Here is a 17,157-nt window from a genome sequence, read left to right as displayed (position 1 = left end):
GCCGACGCGATCGCCTCGGCGGCCGTCTGACCGGTCCAGCGGTCCGGTCAGAGGACCTTGGTTCCGTACATCTCCCCCAGCGGGTCGGCGAGTAGCTCGAGCCGCTCGCCGTCGGGTCCCGCGAAGTAGATCGACGACTTCGACTCGATCACGTAGTCGACCCCCGCGTCGTCCAGCTTCGCACGCAGGTAGTCCCACCTCGTAGCGGTCACCGAGATCGCGATGTGGTGCAGCCCGCCGAGCACCTCCGCGTACTCCCCCAGGTCCAGCCCGGGGAGGGTGAAGAAGGCCAGCAGGTTGCCCGCCCCGACGTCGAAGAAGAAGTGGTCGGAGCCGGCGTAGTCGCGGTTCTCGAAGATCTCGGTCAGCGGGAACTCCAGGAGCCCCTGGTAGAAGTCGATCGACCTGCGTACGTCCGAGGCGAGCAGCGCGGTGTGATGGATCCCGCGGGCGGTGCTGGCGGGGCGGACGGCTTCCTCGCGGAGGTACTCCTTCTTGATCCGCTCCCGGTCCTTCGAGATGTTGTCCGTGTCGATGCTCATCGCTCTCCTCATGCCGGTGCCGGATCCCGACCTGCCCTACGGGGTCGGCGCCCAAGGGGCCGGAACAGAGTCTAGTTTCTGCATCAACCGTTTTCGTAGCCGGCGGCGCCGGGCCCCCGATGCACGGTCGTGCTGAAGGCGCCGGTTACGACTCGGTAAGGTAGCCCTCATGGATGAGGTCAAGTGGCTCAGCAACGACGAACAGGTCGCGTGGCGTGCCTGGCTGGCCGTCAACGCACAGCTCACATCGCGGATGAACCGTGACCTCCAGGCCAAGAACGGCCTCTCCCTCGCCGACTACGACGTCCTGGTCAACCTGACCGACGTTCCCGACCGCTCGCTGCGGATGTTCGAGCTCGGCGACAAGCTCCAGTGGGAGAAGAGCCGGCTCTCGCGCCAGGTGATGCGGATGGCTGCGCGTGGTCTCGTCGAGCGTCGTGAGTGCCTCGACGACCGGCGCGGTGCCTATGTCGATCTCACCCCTGCCGGGCTCGAGGCGATCAAGGCTGCTGCCCCCGAGCACGTGAAGCTGATCCGTCAGGTCATGTTCGACGCGTTCACACCCGAGGAGGTCGCGTCCCTGACCAAGCTCTACCAGGGCGTGCTCGAGCGCCTCGAGGCCAAGTCGGCCTAGGACGTACGTCAGGCCCGCAGGTCACCGGTGGTGACCCGCGGGCCTGTTTCGTTCGGCCCGTTAGCGCTTGCGCTTCTCCCGAACCCGCTGCTGGAGCACGATCGGGGTGCCGACGAAGCCGAACTCCTCGCGCAGGCGGCGCTCGATGTAGCGCTCGTAGGAGGCCTCGAGCTTGCCGCTGGTGAACAGGACGAAGGTCGGCGGCGCCGTCGAGGGCTGCGTGGCGAAGAGGATCTTCGGCTGCTTGCCGGAGCGGACCGGGTGCGGGTGCTCGGCGACGAGACGGCCGAGGAACGAGTTGAGCGCACCGGTGCCGATCCGCGTCTCCCAGCCCTCGAGAGCCTTGTCGAGCGCCGGGACCAGGCGGTCGACGTGCCATCCGGTTCGGGCGGTGATGTTGATCCGCGGGGCCCACTGCACCTGGACGAGCTCGCGCTCGACCTCACGGTCGAGCTGCCAGCGACGGTCCTCGTCGACGAGGTCCCACTTGTTGAACGCGATGACCAGCGCGCGACCGGCCTCGCGGACCGTCTGGAGGATGCGGATGTCCTGCTCGGAGATCTTCTCGCCGCCGTCGATCACGAGAACGGCCACCTCGGCGCGGTCGATCGCGGTCGTGGTGCGCAAAGAGGCGTAGTACTCGTGCCCGGAGGACTCCTTGACCCGCTTGCGGATGCCCGCGGTGTCGATGAAGCGCCACTCCCGGTCACCGAGCATGATCAGCTCGTCGACCGGGTCGACGGTCGTGCCGGCGACGTTGTCGACGACCGCCCGCTCCTCCTTCGCGAGCTTGTTGAGCAGGGAGGACTTGCCCACGTTGGGCTTGCCGACCAGCGCGATACGTCGCGGGCCGCCGATCTCGGTGCCCTCGGGCATCGGCGGCGGGTCGGGAAGCACCGCGAGGATCGCGTCGAGCATGTCGCCGGAGCCACGGCCGTGGAGCGCGGAGACCGGCCACGGTTCACCGAGCCCGAGGTTCCACAGTGCGGCCGCCTCCGCCTCGGTGCGCATGTCGTCGACCTTGTTGGCCGCCAGGATGACCGGCTTGCCGGACTTGCGCAGGATGCGTACGACCGCCTCGTCGGCGTCGGTGATGCCGACCGTCGCGTCGACGACGAAGAGGACGGCGTCGGCCAGGGACACCGCGATCTCGGCCTGGGCGGCGATCCGCTCCGCCAGACCCTGGGCGTCGGGGTTCCAGCCGCCGGTGTCGACGAGCGTGAACGCCTTGCCGTTCCAGTTGGCGTCATAGGAGATCCGGTCGCGGGTCACCCCGGGGACGTCCTGGACGACAGCCTCCCGGCGTCCGATGATCCGGTTCACCAGGGTCGACTTCCCGACGTTGGGGCGCCCGACGACCGCCAGCACCGGCAGCGGGCCGGTCGGGGTCTCGTCGGTCTCGTTCAGGTCTCGTACGTCCTCGTACGAAACGTCGGGGTCAGTCATCGTTCTCCTCGGTAGGTAGCGGACCGGGCAGTTCGCGACCGGTCAACGCCATCGCATGGTCCTGTTGGACCAGCATGTGCTTCTGGAGCAAACCCGACACATGCCCGACTTGTTCCCTGGTACGTGGCCAGCCTACGCGCTCCACGCGGAAAGGCTCGCCATAGACGATGTCGATCAGAGCACCTTTGTGCGGCAGGGACGAGATCCCGCCGCCCGGGTCGCGGCTGCCGAACATGGCCACCGGCACCACCGGGGCGCCCGAGGCGAGGGCGAGGTAGGCGGCTCCGCGGTTGAAGTGTGCCAAATCGCCGGCGCCGCGGGTGCCTTCGGGATAGATCCCCATCGCGTTGCCCTCACGCAGCACCCGCAGCGCCATCTTCACCGCGGTCGGGTCGCTGCCGAAGCGGTAGAGCGGGATCTGCCCCGCCCAGCGCAGGAACGGGCCGAGGAACCAGTGCTCGAACATCTCCAGCTTCGTCAGCGCGTGCACCGGTCGCGGTGTGAAGATGGCCAGCAGCGGACCGTCGATGATCCCGATGTGGTTGGAGGCGAAGACAACCGGTCCGTTCTTCGGGATGTTGGCGGTCTCGTGCAACCGCACGTCGAAGCGGCGCCGGATCACCCACCGGGCGTAGACGTTGATGTGGTAGAGCGCCCACCGGCTCGGGTGCGGGACGTCATCCGTGAGCGGGAGCTCGCTGCGGGGCATACCCGCGTTCGGGCTCGCGCTCACTCCCCCGCCTTGGCGGATGTCGCGCGTGCGGTGGTCTCGACGAGCTCGACCACCAGCTGGATGACCTCCTCCAGCGTGTAGGGCGTGGTGTCGAGGTGGGTGGCGCCCTCCGGCACCGCCGCACCGCCTTTCGTGGAGTCGATCTTGTCACGGCTCTCCAGCGACGCCCGGACGGCCTCCGCGTCGGTGCCGCCCTCCTCGGCGGCGCGGCGTGCTGCACGCGCGGCGGGGTCGGCGGTGACGTACAGCTTCAGGTCGGCCTCGGGCCACACCGCGGTGCCGATGTCGCGGCCCTCGACGACGATGCCGGACCCGGCGGCGAGCGCGTCGCGGATCTCCTGCTGCTGGAGCGCGACCAGGCGCGACCGGACCTCGGGGACCGTGGCGACCGGGGAGACCGCTCCGTTGACCCGGTCGCTGCGGATCTCGACCGAGACGTCGCCACCGTCGAGCGCGATCGTGGGGCCGAGCGGGTCGGTGCCGGAGGTGATCACCGGCTTGCCGGCCGCAGCCGCGACCGCCTCCGCGTCGTGCACGTCGATGTCGTTGGTGAGCATCCACCAGGTCATCGCCCGGTACATCGCACCGGTGTCGAGATAGCGCATCCGCAGACGGTCGGCGACCCCGCGCGAGGTGCTCGACTTTCCGGAGCCGGACGTGCCGTCGACGGCGATGACGATGCTTGCGGGGTCAGTGTTGGGATTGCTGCTGCTCACGGGCGGGAGCCTACCGGTGAGCGACCCAACCTCGGGACTCCAGAACCGTCTGCATCCGGTCGGCCGCGTCGTCGGCCACGATCAGCTCCATGACACCGACCGGGCGGCCGGGGTCGTGATCGATGCGTACGTCCTCGATGTTGACGCCGCTCTCCCCCGCGTCGGCGAAGAGCCTGGCCAGGTTGCCCGGTTCGTCGGGCACCGTGACGTAGACGCTCGCCTGAGCGGTCTGGGGCCGGCCGTGCTTGCCGGGGATGGCCCGGGTGCCGGCCTGCCCCTCCTTGAGAAGTACGTCCAGGGCAGCCGCGTCGCCGTTGCCGACGGCCGAGATCATCTCGTCGAGCTGGGCGCGGACCTCGGTGAGCAGATCGGTCACTGCCCGTGCGTTGCCGGCCACGATCTGGCCGTAGAGGCCGGGGTCGCCGGCAGCGACGCGGGTCACGTCGCGCACGCCCTGGCCGCTGAGGCCCAGGTGTCCCTCGGGCGCCACCGCGAGCCGGCCCGCCACCAGGGCGGCCATCAGATGCGGTACGTGGGAGGTACGGGCGACCGCCTGGTCGTGGTCCTCGGGGCTGAGGGTGATCGGGACCGCACCACACAGCCTGGCGAGCTCGCCGACGAGCTCGGTGGAAGCCGGGTCGGCGTCCGCGTGCGGCGTCAGCGCCCAGGGACGTCCCTCGAACAGGGTCGCGGTCGCGGCCAACGGTCCGGAGCGCTCGCTTCCGGCCATCGGGTGCCCGCCCACGTAGCGGCGTACGTCGTCACGGCTGTGCTCACGCACGTAGGCCAGCGGCGATGCCTTCACGCTGCCGACGTCGGTCACGACCGCGTCGGGGCTGTCGGCCAGGACCTGGGTGATCACCTCACCGAGATGTGCCGGCGGGACCGCGACGACGACCAGCTGCGGGGTGTCGCCGGGCTTGCGGCGACGACCGGCCCCGAGGCCGGTCGCAGTGCGTACGTGGCTCGCGACCGCGTCGCTGAGGAGCACGTCCAGCCCCGCCGCCGCACACGCCAGCGCCACCGAGGTGCCCAACAGCCCGACGCCGACGATCTCGACCGGACCGGTCAGCGCTCCCCCGGCCCCTGACTCGTAGGCCTGTCTCATGGCTCCAAGGCTAAAGGGTCGGTACCTCCGGGACCTCTTCGTCTCAGGGCCTGTGGTGCGCTATCGCGGAAGGCACCCCCGATGTGCGATATCGCGAGGCACTCATGATGGCTGGTAGCTACCGAAGGACCAGGAGTTGCCCTCCGGGTCGGTGACGGTGCCGCCGCGGCCGCCGTAGGGCTGGTCGACCATCGGCCGGACGACGGTGGCTCCGGCCGCGACCGCCTTGTCGAAAAGCGTGTCGGGGTCGTCGTCGATCAGGTAGGCGGAGGAGCCTCCGGTGGCCTTCAGGACCCCTTCGTCGCGTACCTGCCCAAACATCAGCCCTCCCCCAGCGGGCCAGAGCCACTCGGCGTGGACGACGATGCCGTCCTCACGGTAGGTGGCGTGCTCGACGAAGCCGATCGCCCTCAGCCACGTCATCATCGCCTCGGCGTCCTGGAACGCCATCGACTGCCAGTACTTGATCTTCGCTACGTCTTCAACGAGTTCTGTGCTCATGCCTCGAGTCAACCGGCTGCCGGTCGGCGAGGTCTTGAACGAATGGGAACTCCTCGCGCAGCCAGGTCGTCGGCGTACACCCGGCGAACTCGTGCCACTCGCGGGTCAGGTGCGCCTGGTCGGCGTAGCCGCTGGCCATCGCCGCCTGCGCCAGCGGCATCCGGCCGACGAGCCCGCGGGACCGGTCGAAGCGCGCCAGCCGCTGGAACTGCTTCGGTGCGACCCCGGTCTCGGCGCGCACCAGGTCGCTGATCCGCCGTCGGCTGTAGCCGACGTCGTCGGCCACCTCCTGCACTCCCGCTCCCCCGGTCAGCAACGCCAGCGCGCGGCCCACCTCCGCCTGCGGGCCGGGCTCACCGTAGCGCGCCAGGGCGCCGACCAGCCTGGCCACGACCAGCTGTCCCCACGTCTGCGGATCGGCCTCGGCCAGCCGCTCCGGAAGATCGCGTACGCCACCGGGTGCGGCTACCTGGTCGAGGGCCAAGAGCTCGCCGCGCCAGGCTGCGGCCGGCATCCCGAACAGCGCCCGCACCCCTGCAGTGGTGAGCCCGAGCTGCACGCCCCGCTGGTGGCCCCGGTGATGGATCGCCGCCGGCCGAGTATGCAGCCCGGAGACCAGCGACCATGCCGTCACCGGCTCGGTGCCACTCCCCCAGGAGGTGACCAGCGGCTCATCGACAGACAGCACGAAGGTGATCTCGGTCGACGGCATCCCCCGGTGCACCCCCGGCGCCCCGAAGTCCACGTCGTAGGTGACCAGCGAGGTGACGTAGGGCCGCAGCACTCCCGGCACGGTCATATCTCGATGGTGCCACGGTCGGGGCGGGTTGCCCATGCGCTATCGCGGCGGGTGGGGAGCATGTGCGATAGCGCTGTGCGGTGGTGGGTTCTTGGCTTCGATGGCGAGTTTCGGGCGTTTGTGGCTGGTCGGTCTTCGTTGGGTTGGGGCCGCCGACCCGTTTTGGATGGTGTTCACGCCGGCTCCCGGAGTCAAGGCGATGTATCGAGCTTGTCGAGATGACGGCCTGCGGCCGCCGGCTTCGCCGGTCGCCTGCGGCGATCCTTGACACCGTGATCCGTCGAGAAATTTGGCTGGTTATCGGGTCGGCGGCGGGGTATGGCGCAGCGAGTTCGGGTTGGGTACGGGCTTGAGGACCGGGGACGGGCGGTCCTGCCAGGGGAGGTTCGTCGGGGTGCTGCACTAGACGATGACACCTTGTGAATCGTTCACGAGGGAGAGTGCCGGAGGCCATGAGGTCGTCGGCTATGACCGAGGGTCCGACCTCGTGAAGCCCTTCACAAGGCCTGACCGGTACGCCAGCAGGCCGCAGCGCGGTCAGACGCGGCGAGTGAACCGGATCCGTCCGTCCGGGAGGCGTTCATAGTCGTAGTTGGGGTCGTGGATCCGACGATGATCACTCGAACACAACAAGACCATGTTCGCCAGATCGGTTCGGCCGCCTGCCGACCAGGGTTTGAGATGGTGTGCTTCGGTCCAGGCGGCTGGCGCGTCGCAGTCTTCGGCTTGGCAACACTTGTCCCGTAACCGCAGTGCCCGGTGTTGAACGGGGTGGGCGAGCCTTGTGGGTGGTGCGGCCGAAGTCGAGGATCTCGGAGCCTGTGCCCAGCACTACCGGGATCAGGTCGGCGTTGCAGGCCATCCGGCGGGCCTCAGCAGCGCTGATCTGCTCTCCATCGAACCCGAGGGCTGCGGTGCCGAGGTCGTTGCGGAGGTCGTCCACATTCATGGTGATGAACACTGTGGTCGCGTGGCCACCGTGGCGGGGCAACTGGTCCACGTCGTAGGTCTCAACGATCCGGGCGAAGGCCTGGCCCAGCAGCCGGTCATAGGGAGCCTTACGGCCCCGGTCCTCAGCCGAGAGCTTCCTCGGCTGGGCCAGCGAGTCCAGGATGGTGCGGAGTCGATGGCCGACCGCATATGAGACCCGGGCGTGGATGTCCACGGTCCCGTCGCCATTGGCACGCGAGGTGAAGAACGTGCGGCGTTGGGCGCGTTCTTCCTCCCGTTGCAGCGCTTTGGCCTCGGCGGCCTCGAACCGTTCGGGATCGACCTCGAACAGGATCCGCTTCCCGATGGTCTTCAGCTCCTTGGCGGTCATCTGGGTGGCGTACTCGACCAACAGCTTCTCCGCGAGCACCAGGTTCTCGACGGTGGCCTCAGGGTCGGCCTCGACCGCCTCAAGCGCCTTGACGATCACCCTCGCCTTGTCTGGGGACACCACACCCTCAGCGAGGCCGGCAGCAACGAGCTCGTACCTCGCGAGTCCGGCGGCGAGCTTCACCTCAGCGCGTCCGACCTTCTTGTCGACCAAGAGCTCGGTCCACATCCACCCCGAGACATCTTTGGCGCCGGTCTCCTCAGCAATGTCACCCGAGACAGCGAGGACCCGCAGTCTCAACGCGGCTTGTTTGGCCTGGAGGATCTCCAGCCGCTTCAACCGGTCCTTCTTCTGACCGGTGCGCCAGTAGGCAGGATCTCGGGCGAGCAGCGCGTCGAGGGAAGACTCGAGGGCGGCGAGCTCTGCATCGATCACATCGCCGGGGTTGGTGCCCCAGTGGTTGATCTCGGGTTCAAGACTCATCACCGCCCCTCCTCTCCGAGTGTTCAGAGGCGTGTCGTGATGGGTCTGATTCTACTCTCTCCAATCCCGTGTATCTACCTATATGCGCAGGTCAAACACTGTTTTCGCGGTGAGCGAACGACCTCATACTTGTGGATGGTAAGTGGCCCGAAGGGCCACCCTTACACCCACGCACATCACCGTTCCGAAGCAAGATTCCTCCGCGCCACACCCGGGCCGCCGCCCCGATAGCCAGCCATCATTTTTCTCGACATGGCCCGGTGTCCAGGACCGCGTAGCGGCCGGCGCAGCCGGCGGCCGAAGGCCGTCATCTCGACAAGCTCGATACATCGCCTTGACTCCGGGCCATGTCGAGAACACCCTCGAAGCCGGGTCGGCGGCCCACGCTGGCCCTTCGGCGAAAGGTTTCCGGCAGGGAGGTCTCGACAAGCTCGACCACCGGGGGCTGGTCGTTCCGGTAAGGAGCTGTGTTGGTCTCGACACGCCTCCGCCTAGCGGCTCCGGCGGCTCGACCAGCGGAGATGAGGTCTCAACCAGGGGTGGGGTCTGGACAAGCTCGACCGCCAAGAGCCGAACCTCACCACGCGACCTCACCCGCCCGCGAGACGTACGCTCCCTTCATCGCCGCCACGAGATCGCCAACCAGAACCCGCCGCTCGACCCCCGCGCCCACATCCCGTACCTGAACCTCGCCCGCAGCCGCCTCGGCAGAGCCGAGGACAGCGATGAGCGGCTCACGACGGCGCCGAGACGCACGGATCCGCGCGCCGAGGGAGCCGTCGGGGTCCAGACGCGGGCGGAGGCCTTCGGCAACGAGAGCGTCGACGAGGCCTCGGGCAACCTGATCCTGAGCCGGGGAGACCGGGAGGACGGCGACCTGGCTCGGCGCCAGCCACAGCGGGAGGCGGCCTTGATAGCGCTCCAGGACCGCTGCGGTGACACGCTCCATCGAGCCGACGGTGCCGCGATGAACCATCACGACCCGCTGCCGGGAGCCGTCGGCGGCGGCGTAGCTCAGGTCGAAGCGCTCGGGCTGGTTGAAGTCGACCTGAACGGTGGCGATGGTCTCCTCGCGGCCTGCTGGGTCGATGACCTGCAGGTCGAGCTTGGGGCCGTAGAAGGCGGCCTCGCCCGGCGCCTCGACGGTCGCGACGCCGGCAACGGACGCTGCCTTCCGCAGCGCCATCTCGGCATCGTCCCACTGCTCGGCGGAGCCGAGGTAGGACGGCGAGTCGTCGCGGAGGGAGAGGCGTACGTAGTCGACCCGCAGACCGAGGATCTCTTGGGCTCTCAGCGCCGAGAGCAGCGCCTTGCCGGCCTCGTCGGCCACCTGGTCGGGGCGGCAGAAGACATGGGTGTCGTCGAGGTTGATCTGGCGCACCCGGCTCAGCCCGGAGAGCACCCCGGAGCGCTCCGCACGGAACATCGGGGCGAGCTCGTGCAGCCTGATCGGGAGCTCGCGGTAGGAGTGCTGCTGGGCCTTGTAGACCAGCGCATGGTGGGGGCAGTTGGCGGGACGGAGCACGAGCTCGTCGCCGCTCTCCCCCTCCGAACCCGACCCCATGGACATCGGCGGAAACATGTCCTCTGCGAACTTCGCCCAGTGCCCCGAGCGCTCGAAGAGCGCGCGCTTGCCCAGCACCGGGGTCTTGACCGGTACGCAGCCGTCGGCTCCGGCCAGCTCGGCGGCCAGCCGCTCCAGCTCGGCGAAGACGACCGCCCCGTCGGGCAGCCACAGCGGCAGCCCGGCACCGGCCAGCGGGTCGGTGGCGAAGATGTCGAGGTCCCGGTTGAGGTCGCGATGATCGGCGTTCATGGGTGTGCTCCTGAGGTGGAAGCCCGGAACACTGCCGCCAGAGACGAAACCCCGCCCCGGAGCACTGCTCCGGGGCGGGGTGCGAAAAAGGTGGACAGCAGGTCAGCGCCGGAGTGGGTCCGGCGTCGTCGTGCTCATCACGCGCTGCTGCATGCCGCCCACCTTAGCGACTCGCGGACGGCGTACGCATCGGGTTTGTGTATCCGACGTCGGGCTCAGGTCCCGCCCGGTCCGCGTGGCCGCAGACCCTCGCCCGCCGAGCCGGGGATCCGGTCGGGCATGCAACCGAGAGACCTCCCAGAGCGTCACCCCCACGGACGACGGAGATCGGCTCCGTCGCTGAACGAAGGGGCACGAGATGCAGAGCAGCAGCACCCGTCGACGCGCAGCTATCGCGGTGGCGTCGGCCACCATCACTACGACACTGGCCGGATGGGCACTCGCGCCTGCCAGCGCCGGTGTCGTACCCGCGCCCGCCTGGACCGTCACGCCGGTCGACCTACCGCTCACCGACGTCATGCTCGATGACGTGGCGACGGGCGGAGGTACCACCTGGGCGGTCGGGACCGGATCCGACGGTGGCGAAGCCACCTCACCAGTGATCGTTCGCCGGGTCGACGGGTCCTGGGCCGCGACTCCGACGCCGGCGTCAACCGGTCAGCTCGACGCGATCGCGGCCGATCCGACCGGCGACGCATGGGCCGCCGGGGTGACGTACGACGAGAACGGCACCGCCCACCCGCTCCTACTCAACTGGGAAGGCGGTGCCTGGAGCGAGATCAAGGGCCCGGATGTCTTGGTGGGCCAGTTCAGTGACATCGCCCTCGGAACCGACGGCACCGTCTGGGTCAGCGGATTCGCAGGTGAGACCGACTCTTCCGCGCATGCGGTGGTCTACCAGTACGCCGCAGGCACCTGGACGCTGCACGACGACGGCATCGAGGGGGCGCTCAACGGGAACGAGCTCGCGGTGATCGCACCCGACGACATTTGGCTCGCGCTGAACCCAGGGCTTGCTCACTTCGACGGCAGCCGTTGGACCCTGGTGCAGAATTTCCCCGACGCCGGGAGCCATATCCTCACCAGCTTCGCGGTCTCGAGCCGCAACGACATCTGGGCGGCCGGGGTCGAGCACACCCGGCGGGGCGAGCGGCCGACGATCTGGCACTTCGACGGCCGGCGATGGTCCGCTGCACGTGCTCCCAAGCAGTCGGCTCAGCTCTACGACATCGAGGTCACCAGCACCGGTCCCATCGCGGTCGGCGAGCAGTTCGACGCGGACTTGAGAGCGACCCCCTTCGTACTGGCCCTCGACGGCGCCCGGTTCGTTGAGACCACGACACCGAGCACCGACGACGCGGTCCTGACCGGCCTCGATGACGTCGACGGGCGGTTGTGGACGGTCGGCACCTACATCGGCGCCGGATTCAGCGGGCTCGCGGCGTACGCCGACCTGGACTGACGCCATCGACAGCGTCCGCCGCCGGGTCAGAGCTCGGTGGTGTCGAGGAGCTCGCCGAGCTCCTCGCGGGAGAGGTCACGCATGTCGCCGGGCCTCATGCTGCCGAGGCGGACCGGGCCGATCCGGGTGCGGGTGAGGCGGGTGACCGGGTGGCCGAGGTGATCGAGGAGACGCCGAACGATGCGGTTGCGCCCCTCGTGGATCACCAGCTCGATGATCGACTTGTCCTTGCGGGTCTCCATGATCCGGGCCTTGGTCACGGTGACCGGGCCGTCCTCGAGGGTGACGCCGGCGAGGAGCTGCTTGCGTACGTTGGGGAAGATCTCGCCGGAGACCTCGGCGACGTAGGTCTTGTCGACCTCGTAGCTGGGGTGGGCCAGCCGGTGGGCGAAGTCACCGTCGTTGGTGAGGATGATCAGGCCCTCGGTGTCGGTGTCGAGGCGGCCGACGTGGAAGAGCCGCTCCGGGCGGTCGGCGACCACGTCCGACAGGTTGCGGCGGCCCTCCGGGTCGCTCATCGTCGAGACCACGCCACGCGGCTTGTTGAGCGCCAGGTAGACCTTGCCGGAGATCGGCGGCAGACGCTTGCCGCCGAAGCGGACGACATCCTTGCCGGGGTCCACCTTGGTGCCCAGCCGGGTGACGACCTCGCCGTTGACCTCGACCTCGCCGTTGAGCATCAGGATCTCGCTGCCGCGCCGCGACGCGACGCCGGCCAGGGCCAGCAGCTTCTGGAGCCGGATCAGGCCCTCGTCGTCCAGCGGCAGATCGTCTCGCTCAGGAAGGCTACTCACGCGGCCACCTCCGCAGCGCAAGCGCCAGTGTACGGACGCGGCCGCGTGATGATTGTCTGGTTCACTCGCTGACGCTCGTTCACGCCTACGATTCTGCCGCATCCGAGGGGGCATCCCCATTCGCCACGGCCTCGTCCGCCCCAGCCTCCTCCGGCTGCGCCGCCAGCGCCGCGGGGCCGACCTGCTCGGTCAGCTCCTCCTCCATGTCGGCGAGGTCGGGCAGGTAGGGCGCCAGCTCGGGGAGCTCGCCCAGGTCGGTGATGCCGATCCGCTCCAGGAAGTAGCCGGTGGTGCGGTAGAGGTTGGCGCCGGTCTCATGGTCCTGACCGGCCTCCTCGACGAGCCCGCGGGTGAGCAGCGTGCGCATCACGCCGTCGACGTTGACCCCACGGATGGCGGAGACCCGGGCCCGGGAGACCGGCTGCTTGTAGGCCACCACGGCCAGCGTCTCCAAGGCCGCCTGGGTCAGCCTGGCCTGCTGGCCCTCCAGCACGAAGCCCTCGACGACACCGGCGTACTCCGCACGCGTGTAGAACCGCCATCCACCTGCGACGTTGCGCAGATCGAAGCCGCGACCCTGCTCGGTGTACTCGGCGGCGAGGCCCTCGAGCGCTGCGACCACCTCTGCGGTGGGATGGCCGACCGCAGAGGCGAGCGAGGCCGCCACGAGCGGCTCGTCGGCGACCATCAGCACCGCCTCGAGCGCCGGCCGCAGGTCGGCGAAGTCGATCGCCAGCGTCTCGTCGCTCTCCGCTGCCGCAGCCTCAGTCATCGTCCAACTCCTCGTCATCGGCGCCGCCTTCCGTGGGCGGCTGCCCTTCGAACTCGTCCTGGATCAGCTCATCGACATCGAGCGCCTCGTCCCCGGTCCAACGTACGGTCAGCTCGCCCAGCGCGGTGACCTGGTCGAACGCGACCGCACCCTCGCGGAAGAGCTCCAGCAGCGAGAGGAACCGGGCGACCGTGGTCAGTGTGTCCGGCGAGTCGGAGCACAGGCTGCGGAAGGTGACCTGTCCCCCGGCGCGCAGCCGCTCGATGACCAGGGCAGCCTGCTCCTTGACCGAGACCTTCGACCCGTGGATGTGGGACAGCCCGATCTCCGGCGGCCCGGGCTTGGGCGCCATCGCGGCAGCCGCGAGCTGGGCGAACTGCTCCAGCCCGATCCCGATCAGCACCTCCGGCAGCAGGCCGGCGTAGCGCGGCTCGAGCTGCACCGAGCGCGGGTGGCGCTTGGACTCCTTGGCGAGCCGATCGGCGAAGACGGCCGCGACCTGCTTGAACGCCTTGTACTGCAGCAGCCGCGCGAAGAGGAGGTCCCGCGCCTCGAGCAGCGCCAGGTCCTCCTCGTCCTCGACGTCACCCTGCGGAAGCAGCCGAGCCGCCTTCAGGTCGAGCAGCGTGCTCGCGACCAGCAGGAAGTTGGAGGTCTGCTCCAGGTCCCAGATGCCCTTGCCGCCATCCTCGGACCTGTCCGCGGCGCCCTTCTTGACGTACGCGATGAACTCGTCGGTCACCGTGGCCAGGGAGACCTCGGTGATGTCGAGCTTGTGCTTGGCGATCAGGCTGAGCAGCAGGTCGAAGGGTCCCTCGAAGTTGCCGAGGTGGACCTCGAAACCCCCGGCGCCGCTCGGCTCCTGCTCGTCGGCCCCGTCCGGGCCATCCATCATCTGTGCGGCCGTCCGACCATCGAGCACCGTCACTCGGCGAGCCGGTGCACGAGGGCGCTGTCGTCCCCGTGCTCCTCCAGGTCGGCCAGCACGATCGCCAGCGCCTCGCGCACCAGCCGGCCACGGTCGACCGCGATGCTGTGCTTGGCCCGGAGGTTGAGCCGAGCGTGCTCGAGCTCGAGCAGCTCCTCGGAGGTGATGTAGACCGTCATCTTCTCGTCATGACGTACGCGGCCGCTGGAGCGCTTCTTGGCAGCGGGGGTCTCCTCGGCCGGCTCGGGCACGGCGTGGACCGGGCGGGCCTTCGCCTCGGCCGCCGCGGCATCGGCGGTGCGCCGGAAGAGGTCGTCAGCGGCCGGGACCCTCACGCGTCGCGTTGCCATCGGGCCAGCACCTCCTTGGCGAGCATCCGGTAGGAGTCGGCGCCGGTCGAGCTGGAGGCGTACTCGGTGATCGGCTCACCGACCACGGTGGAGTCGGCGAACTTCACGGTCCGCCGGATGACGCTGTGGAAGACGCGGTCACCCCAGCCGTTGACGAGGGTCTCCATGACCTCTCGGCTGTGCATGGTGCGGCCGTCGTACATCGTGCCCAGTATTCCGTCGATCTTCAGACGCGGGTTGAGCCGCTCCTGAACCTTGTCGATGGTGTCCTTGAGCAGGGCGACGCCGCGCAGCGCGAAGTATTCGCACTCCAGCGGCACGACCACCGAGTCTGAGGCGGTCAGCGCGTTGACGGTCAGCAGGCCAAGGCTCGGCTGGCAGTCGATGAGGATCACGTCGTAGTTGGCCACGGCGGGGGCGAGGGCACGGGCCAGGGTCTGCTCGCGAGCGACCTCCTGGACGAGCTGCACCTCGGCGGCGGAGAGGTCGATGTTGGCCGGGAGCAGGTCGACCCCGTCGATGCCGGAGGGGACGACCACGTCCGCGAGCGTGATGTCACGCTCCATCAGCAGGTTGTAGACGGTCAGCTCGATCTCGTTGGGCTGGAGCCCGAGACCGACCGAGAGCGACCCCTGCGGGTCGAAGTCGACCATCAGGACCTTGCGGCCGTGCTCGGCCAGCGCCGCCCCCAGGTTGATGGTGGTCGTGGTCTTGCCGACCCCACCCTTCTGGTTGACCATCGCGACCGTGCGCGCCGGGCCGCCGGTGGCGGGGCCCGGCTCGGGGAGGTTCGGCCAGGGGCGACCGGTCGGACCCTTCTTGTTCTTGCCTGGGCCATCGAACGAGCCCGCGTCGGGCTCGGGGGCGTTGGCACGGAGCCGGGCCGAGGGCGGATAGGCCGGCGGGGCCGCCGGAGTCTGCGGAGGTAACTGCGGCGCGGTCGCACCACCTGCTCCGAAATAGCTGTCTTCCATTCCTCCACCCCCGGTTGAGTTGCCGCGGCCTAGGACGATCACGGCGTGCGGGTCTATATGTCGACACGGCGACTCTAAGACCCGGATCTGCGCGACTGTAGGAGCCGCGCCGGGCGTGTCACAAGGCAAATCCGGCTGATTCTGCTACGCAGGCCGAATCTGTTGACGGCCTGTGCATTCCGCCCCGCTCAACCCCACAGGTGGCAACGACGACGTGCAGAACTCTGTGGATAACTGGGAGCGGGCCGGCTGGTCCATCTCGAGAATCCACCCGCCAGGTTCCCCGCGCTGCGGCGCCCTGCCCGATCCTGTCATCGGTCGTCGAGAATCAGCATATCGGCGACGAAGCAGACCACGTCGCCGGCCTCGTCGCGCCCGATCCAAACCGGGTACGCACCGTCTCCCTCGCCACTGGCGTACGCGACCATGGCACCGTCCGCGAGCGTCGCACCACTCGACTCGCTGCCCTCGAGGACCTCCCAGCCGCCGTTGTCGTACACATCGGTCAGCTCGTCCACTCTCGCGGCATCCAGGAACGCCCCGGTGCCCGTGTCTACGCCCATCCCGTAGAACTCGTCCGCGCCCAGATCCAGCTGATCCTGGCCAGGCGTGAGGCCCATCTCCCAGGAAGCGACCGGCCGATCCGCGACCCGCAGCGTCGCCGCGGCGACGATGCCCCAGCCTTTGGCAGCCTTCTCCTCGGTCGCGGCGAGGGTCATCGTCACCGGATAGATGCCGCTGGGGATCGTGGCCGTGAAACCACGCGCGTCCTCGCCGCTCGGGATCCAGCCGGGATCCGCGGCCATGACCCGCCCCACTGTTATCGCGACACTCCCGATCGTCTCCTCGCGGATCTGGACCTTCGTGCCCCGGTACGACTGGACGCTGCCGACCCGAAATCGCTCGGCCACGTCGCCCGCTCGCAATGGCAGCGACGGCTCCCAGGGCTCGGCACGGACGACCGCGAGCGCGGCGCCGGCGCTCGATGAAAGCTCCGTTGAGATCTGAACGAACCGGAGGAGGTCAGACCACTCGCCGAAGACGGGTGTCGGCGCCTGTGGCCGTTCCTCGCACAAGCCGGCACTGCGAACGCTGCCGCCGCGCTCGCCCTGAGGCTCCTTGATGGTCGTGCAGAATCCATCGCTGCGGTACTCGACCTGGTGACGCCCAGCCTCGCGAACATCGTCGGTGTGAGTGAAGTCCCAGGTGGCCAGGCTCTGCAGCACGACGAGTCCAGCACCTGGGTCGGAGATCCGGCCAAGGGCCACGCGCCGGCCTGACTCGTCGAACCTCTCGACCTCGAACCGACGGTCCGCTCGGGCCACGCCCACCACCGCGATGGCGGACTCGCCGTCATGGATGACCACCACGTACGGCTCTCCGCGCTCGTCGCGCGCACGAGCCTGGTCCGGGGACAGGCGTTCGACCAAGCCGTTCCGCCATCCGCGGGCATAGGTGAATTCATGCATCGTCGTTCCTCGATCCGAGTGGGCGGGCTACGCGGCCATGGAGAACGCGAAAACGCGCCGCGACACGCCTAGGCTTCAGCGTGTCGCGGTCATTCTGGCTGTTGCTGTGGTCCCTCGGCGGGGACTCGGCCCGGCTCAGCGCGGGCGACGGCGCTTCTGGACCTGGTCGAATGCCTTGGTCGCAGCGTCCTTGATCTTCTTCTGGTTCTCCGGCTTGCGAGCCTCGTTGGCGATCTTGGCGATGGCCGCGACGACGACGGGGTTCTTCATCAGCTTGCGCACGATGCAACGCTAGCGGACTCGCACCGC

The 17,157-nt window shown here is 68.9% G+C and carries 18 protein-coding genes and 1 pseudogene; 2 read left to right on the top strand and 17 right to left on the bottom strand.

From position 1 onward, the window contains the following. Window positions 1–47: 47 nt before the first annotated feature. Complete coding sequence (locus ABZZ22_RS21900) at window positions 48–542, bottom strand: VOC family protein (RefSeq protein ID WP_354935823.1); 495 nt, start codon at window positions 540–542, stop codon at window positions 48–50. Window positions 543–711: 169 nt separating this feature from the next. Between ABZZ22_RS21900 and ABZZ22_RS21895 the strand changes: the two genes are divergently transcribed. After that, window positions 712–1,176, top strand: a complete 465-nt coding sequence (locus ABZZ22_RS21895; RefSeq protein WP_354935820.1) for a MarR family transcriptional regulator — start codon at window positions 712–714, stop codon at window positions 1,174–1,176. A 60-nt stretch (window positions 1,177–1,236) separates the two neighbouring features. On the opposite strand, the gene der is transcribed toward ABZZ22_RS21895, so the two are convergent. From der to thrS, 9 genes and pseudogenes are all read right to left on the bottom strand, one after another. After that, a complete protein-coding gene (gene der / locus ABZZ22_RS21890) occupies window positions 1,237–2,622 on the bottom strand; it encodes a ribosome biogenesis GTPase Der (RefSeq protein ID WP_354935817.1) in 1,386 nt (461 codons plus the stop codon). Beyond that, complete coding sequence (locus ABZZ22_RS21885) at window positions 2,615–3,355, bottom strand: lysophospholipid acyltransferase family protein (protein WP_354935814.1); 741 nt, start codon at window positions 3,353–3,355, stop codon at window positions 2,615–2,617. The genes der and ABZZ22_RS21885 overlap by 8 nt, the downstream gene beginning before the upstream one ends. Then, window positions 3,352–4,071, bottom strand: coding sequence for a (d)CMP kinase (cmk, locus tag ABZZ22_RS21880; protein ID WP_354935811.1), 720 nt, complete (start codon window positions 4,069–4,071; stop codon window positions 3,352–3,354). Before cmk ends, ABZZ22_RS21885 begins: the two co-directional genes overlap by 4 nt. 10 nt (window positions 4,072–4,081) lie before the next feature. Beyond that, window positions 4,082–5,179, bottom strand: coding sequence for a prephenate dehydrogenase (locus tag ABZZ22_RS21875; protein ID WP_354935808.1), 1,098 nt, complete (start codon window positions 5,177–5,179; stop codon window positions 4,082–4,084). 102 nt (window positions 5,180–5,281) lie between these two features. After that, window positions 5,282–5,680, bottom strand: a complete 399-nt coding sequence (locus tag ABZZ22_RS21870; protein WP_354935805.1) for a VOC family protein — start codon at window positions 5,678–5,680, stop codon at window positions 5,282–5,284. Further along, entirely contained in the window at window positions 5,661–6,479 is an 819-nt protein-coding gene (locus tag ABZZ22_RS21865; protein WP_354935802.1) for a helix-turn-helix domain-containing protein, read from the bottom strand. The genes ABZZ22_RS21870 and ABZZ22_RS21865 overlap by 20 nt, the downstream gene beginning before the upstream one ends. Before the next feature lie 537 nt (window positions 6,480–7,016). Next, a complete protein-coding gene (locus ABZZ22_RS21860) occupies window positions 7,017–7,232 on the bottom strand; it encodes an HNH endonuclease signature motif containing protein (protein ID WP_354935830.1) in 216 nt (71 codons plus the stop codon). An 85-nt stretch (window positions 7,233–7,317) separates the two neighbouring features. Next, window positions 7,318–8,283 (bottom strand): annotated as a pseudogene (locus tag ABZZ22_RS21855) (DUF222 domain-containing protein); the annotation flags it as partial. A gap of 577 nt (window positions 8,284–8,860) precedes the next feature. Further along, window positions 8,861–10,099, bottom strand: a complete 1,239-nt coding sequence (gene thrS, locus ABZZ22_RS21850) for a threonine--tRNA ligase (protein ID WP_354935799.1) — start codon at window positions 10,097–10,099, stop codon at window positions 8,861–8,863. Between the two features lie 358 nt (window positions 10,100–10,457). On the opposite strand from thrS, the gene ABZZ22_RS21845 reads away from it, so the two are divergent. Continuing rightward, complete coding sequence (locus ABZZ22_RS21845) at window positions 10,458–11,561, top strand: hypothetical protein (RefSeq protein WP_354935796.1); 1,104 nt, start codon at window positions 10,458–10,460, stop codon at window positions 11,559–11,561. Window positions 11,562–11,587: 26 nt separating this feature from the next. Here ABZZ22_RS21845 and ABZZ22_RS21840 read toward each other — a convergent pair whose 3' ends face one another. The 7 genes from ABZZ22_RS21840 to ABZZ22_RS21810 form a co-directional block, all read right to left on the bottom strand. Next, window positions 11,588–12,355 carry a pseudouridine synthase gene (locus tag ABZZ22_RS21840; RefSeq protein ID WP_354935793.1) on the bottom strand — a complete coding sequence of 256 codons (768 nt, stop codon included), beginning with the start codon at window positions 12,353–12,355 and terminating at the stop codon, window positions 11,588–11,590. 85 nt (window positions 12,356–12,440) lie between these two features. Next, complete coding sequence (scpB, locus tag ABZZ22_RS21835) at window positions 12,441–13,127, bottom strand: SMC-Scp complex subunit ScpB (RefSeq protein WP_354935790.1); 687 nt, start codon at window positions 13,125–13,127, stop codon at window positions 12,441–12,443. After that, complete coding sequence (locus ABZZ22_RS21830; RefSeq protein ID WP_354935827.1) at window positions 13,120–14,022, bottom strand: segregation/condensation protein A; 903 nt, start codon at window positions 14,020–14,022, stop codon at window positions 13,120–13,122. The genes scpB and ABZZ22_RS21830 overlap by 8 nt, the downstream gene beginning before the upstream one ends. 29 nt (window positions 14,023–14,051) lie before the next feature. Beyond that, entirely contained in the window at window positions 14,052–14,405 is a 354-nt protein-coding gene (locus ABZZ22_RS21825) for a hypothetical protein (RefSeq protein WP_183550957.1), read from the bottom strand. After that, window positions 14,387–15,379, bottom strand: a complete 993-nt coding sequence (locus ABZZ22_RS21820; RefSeq protein ID WP_354935787.1) for an AAA family ATPase — start codon at window positions 15,377–15,379, stop codon at window positions 14,387–14,389. The genes ABZZ22_RS21825 and ABZZ22_RS21820 overlap by 19 nt, the downstream gene beginning before the upstream one ends. A 311-nt stretch (window positions 15,380–15,690) precedes the next feature. Next, window positions 15,691–16,848: a DUF4241 domain-containing protein gene (locus tag ABZZ22_RS21815; protein ID WP_354935784.1), complete on the bottom strand. Its 1,158-nt coding sequence runs from the start codon at window positions 16,846–16,848 to the stop codon at window positions 15,691–15,693. A 135-nt stretch (window positions 16,849–16,983) separates the two neighbouring features. Beyond that, a complete protein-coding gene (locus ABZZ22_RS21810) occupies window positions 16,984–17,130 on the bottom strand; it encodes a hypothetical protein (protein WP_354935781.1) in 147 nt (48 codons plus the stop codon). Between the last annotated feature and the right edge of the window lie 27 nt (window positions 17,131–17,157).

This window comes from Nocardioides sp. NPDC006273 (assembly GCF_040613495.1).
In the GTDB taxonomy this organism is placed as follows: Bacteria; Actinomycetota; Actinomycetes; order Propionibacteriales; family Nocardioidaceae; genus Nocardioides.
Note: the sequence above shows the minus strand (reverse complement) of the source record. Positions and strands in the feature narration are given on the sequence as shown.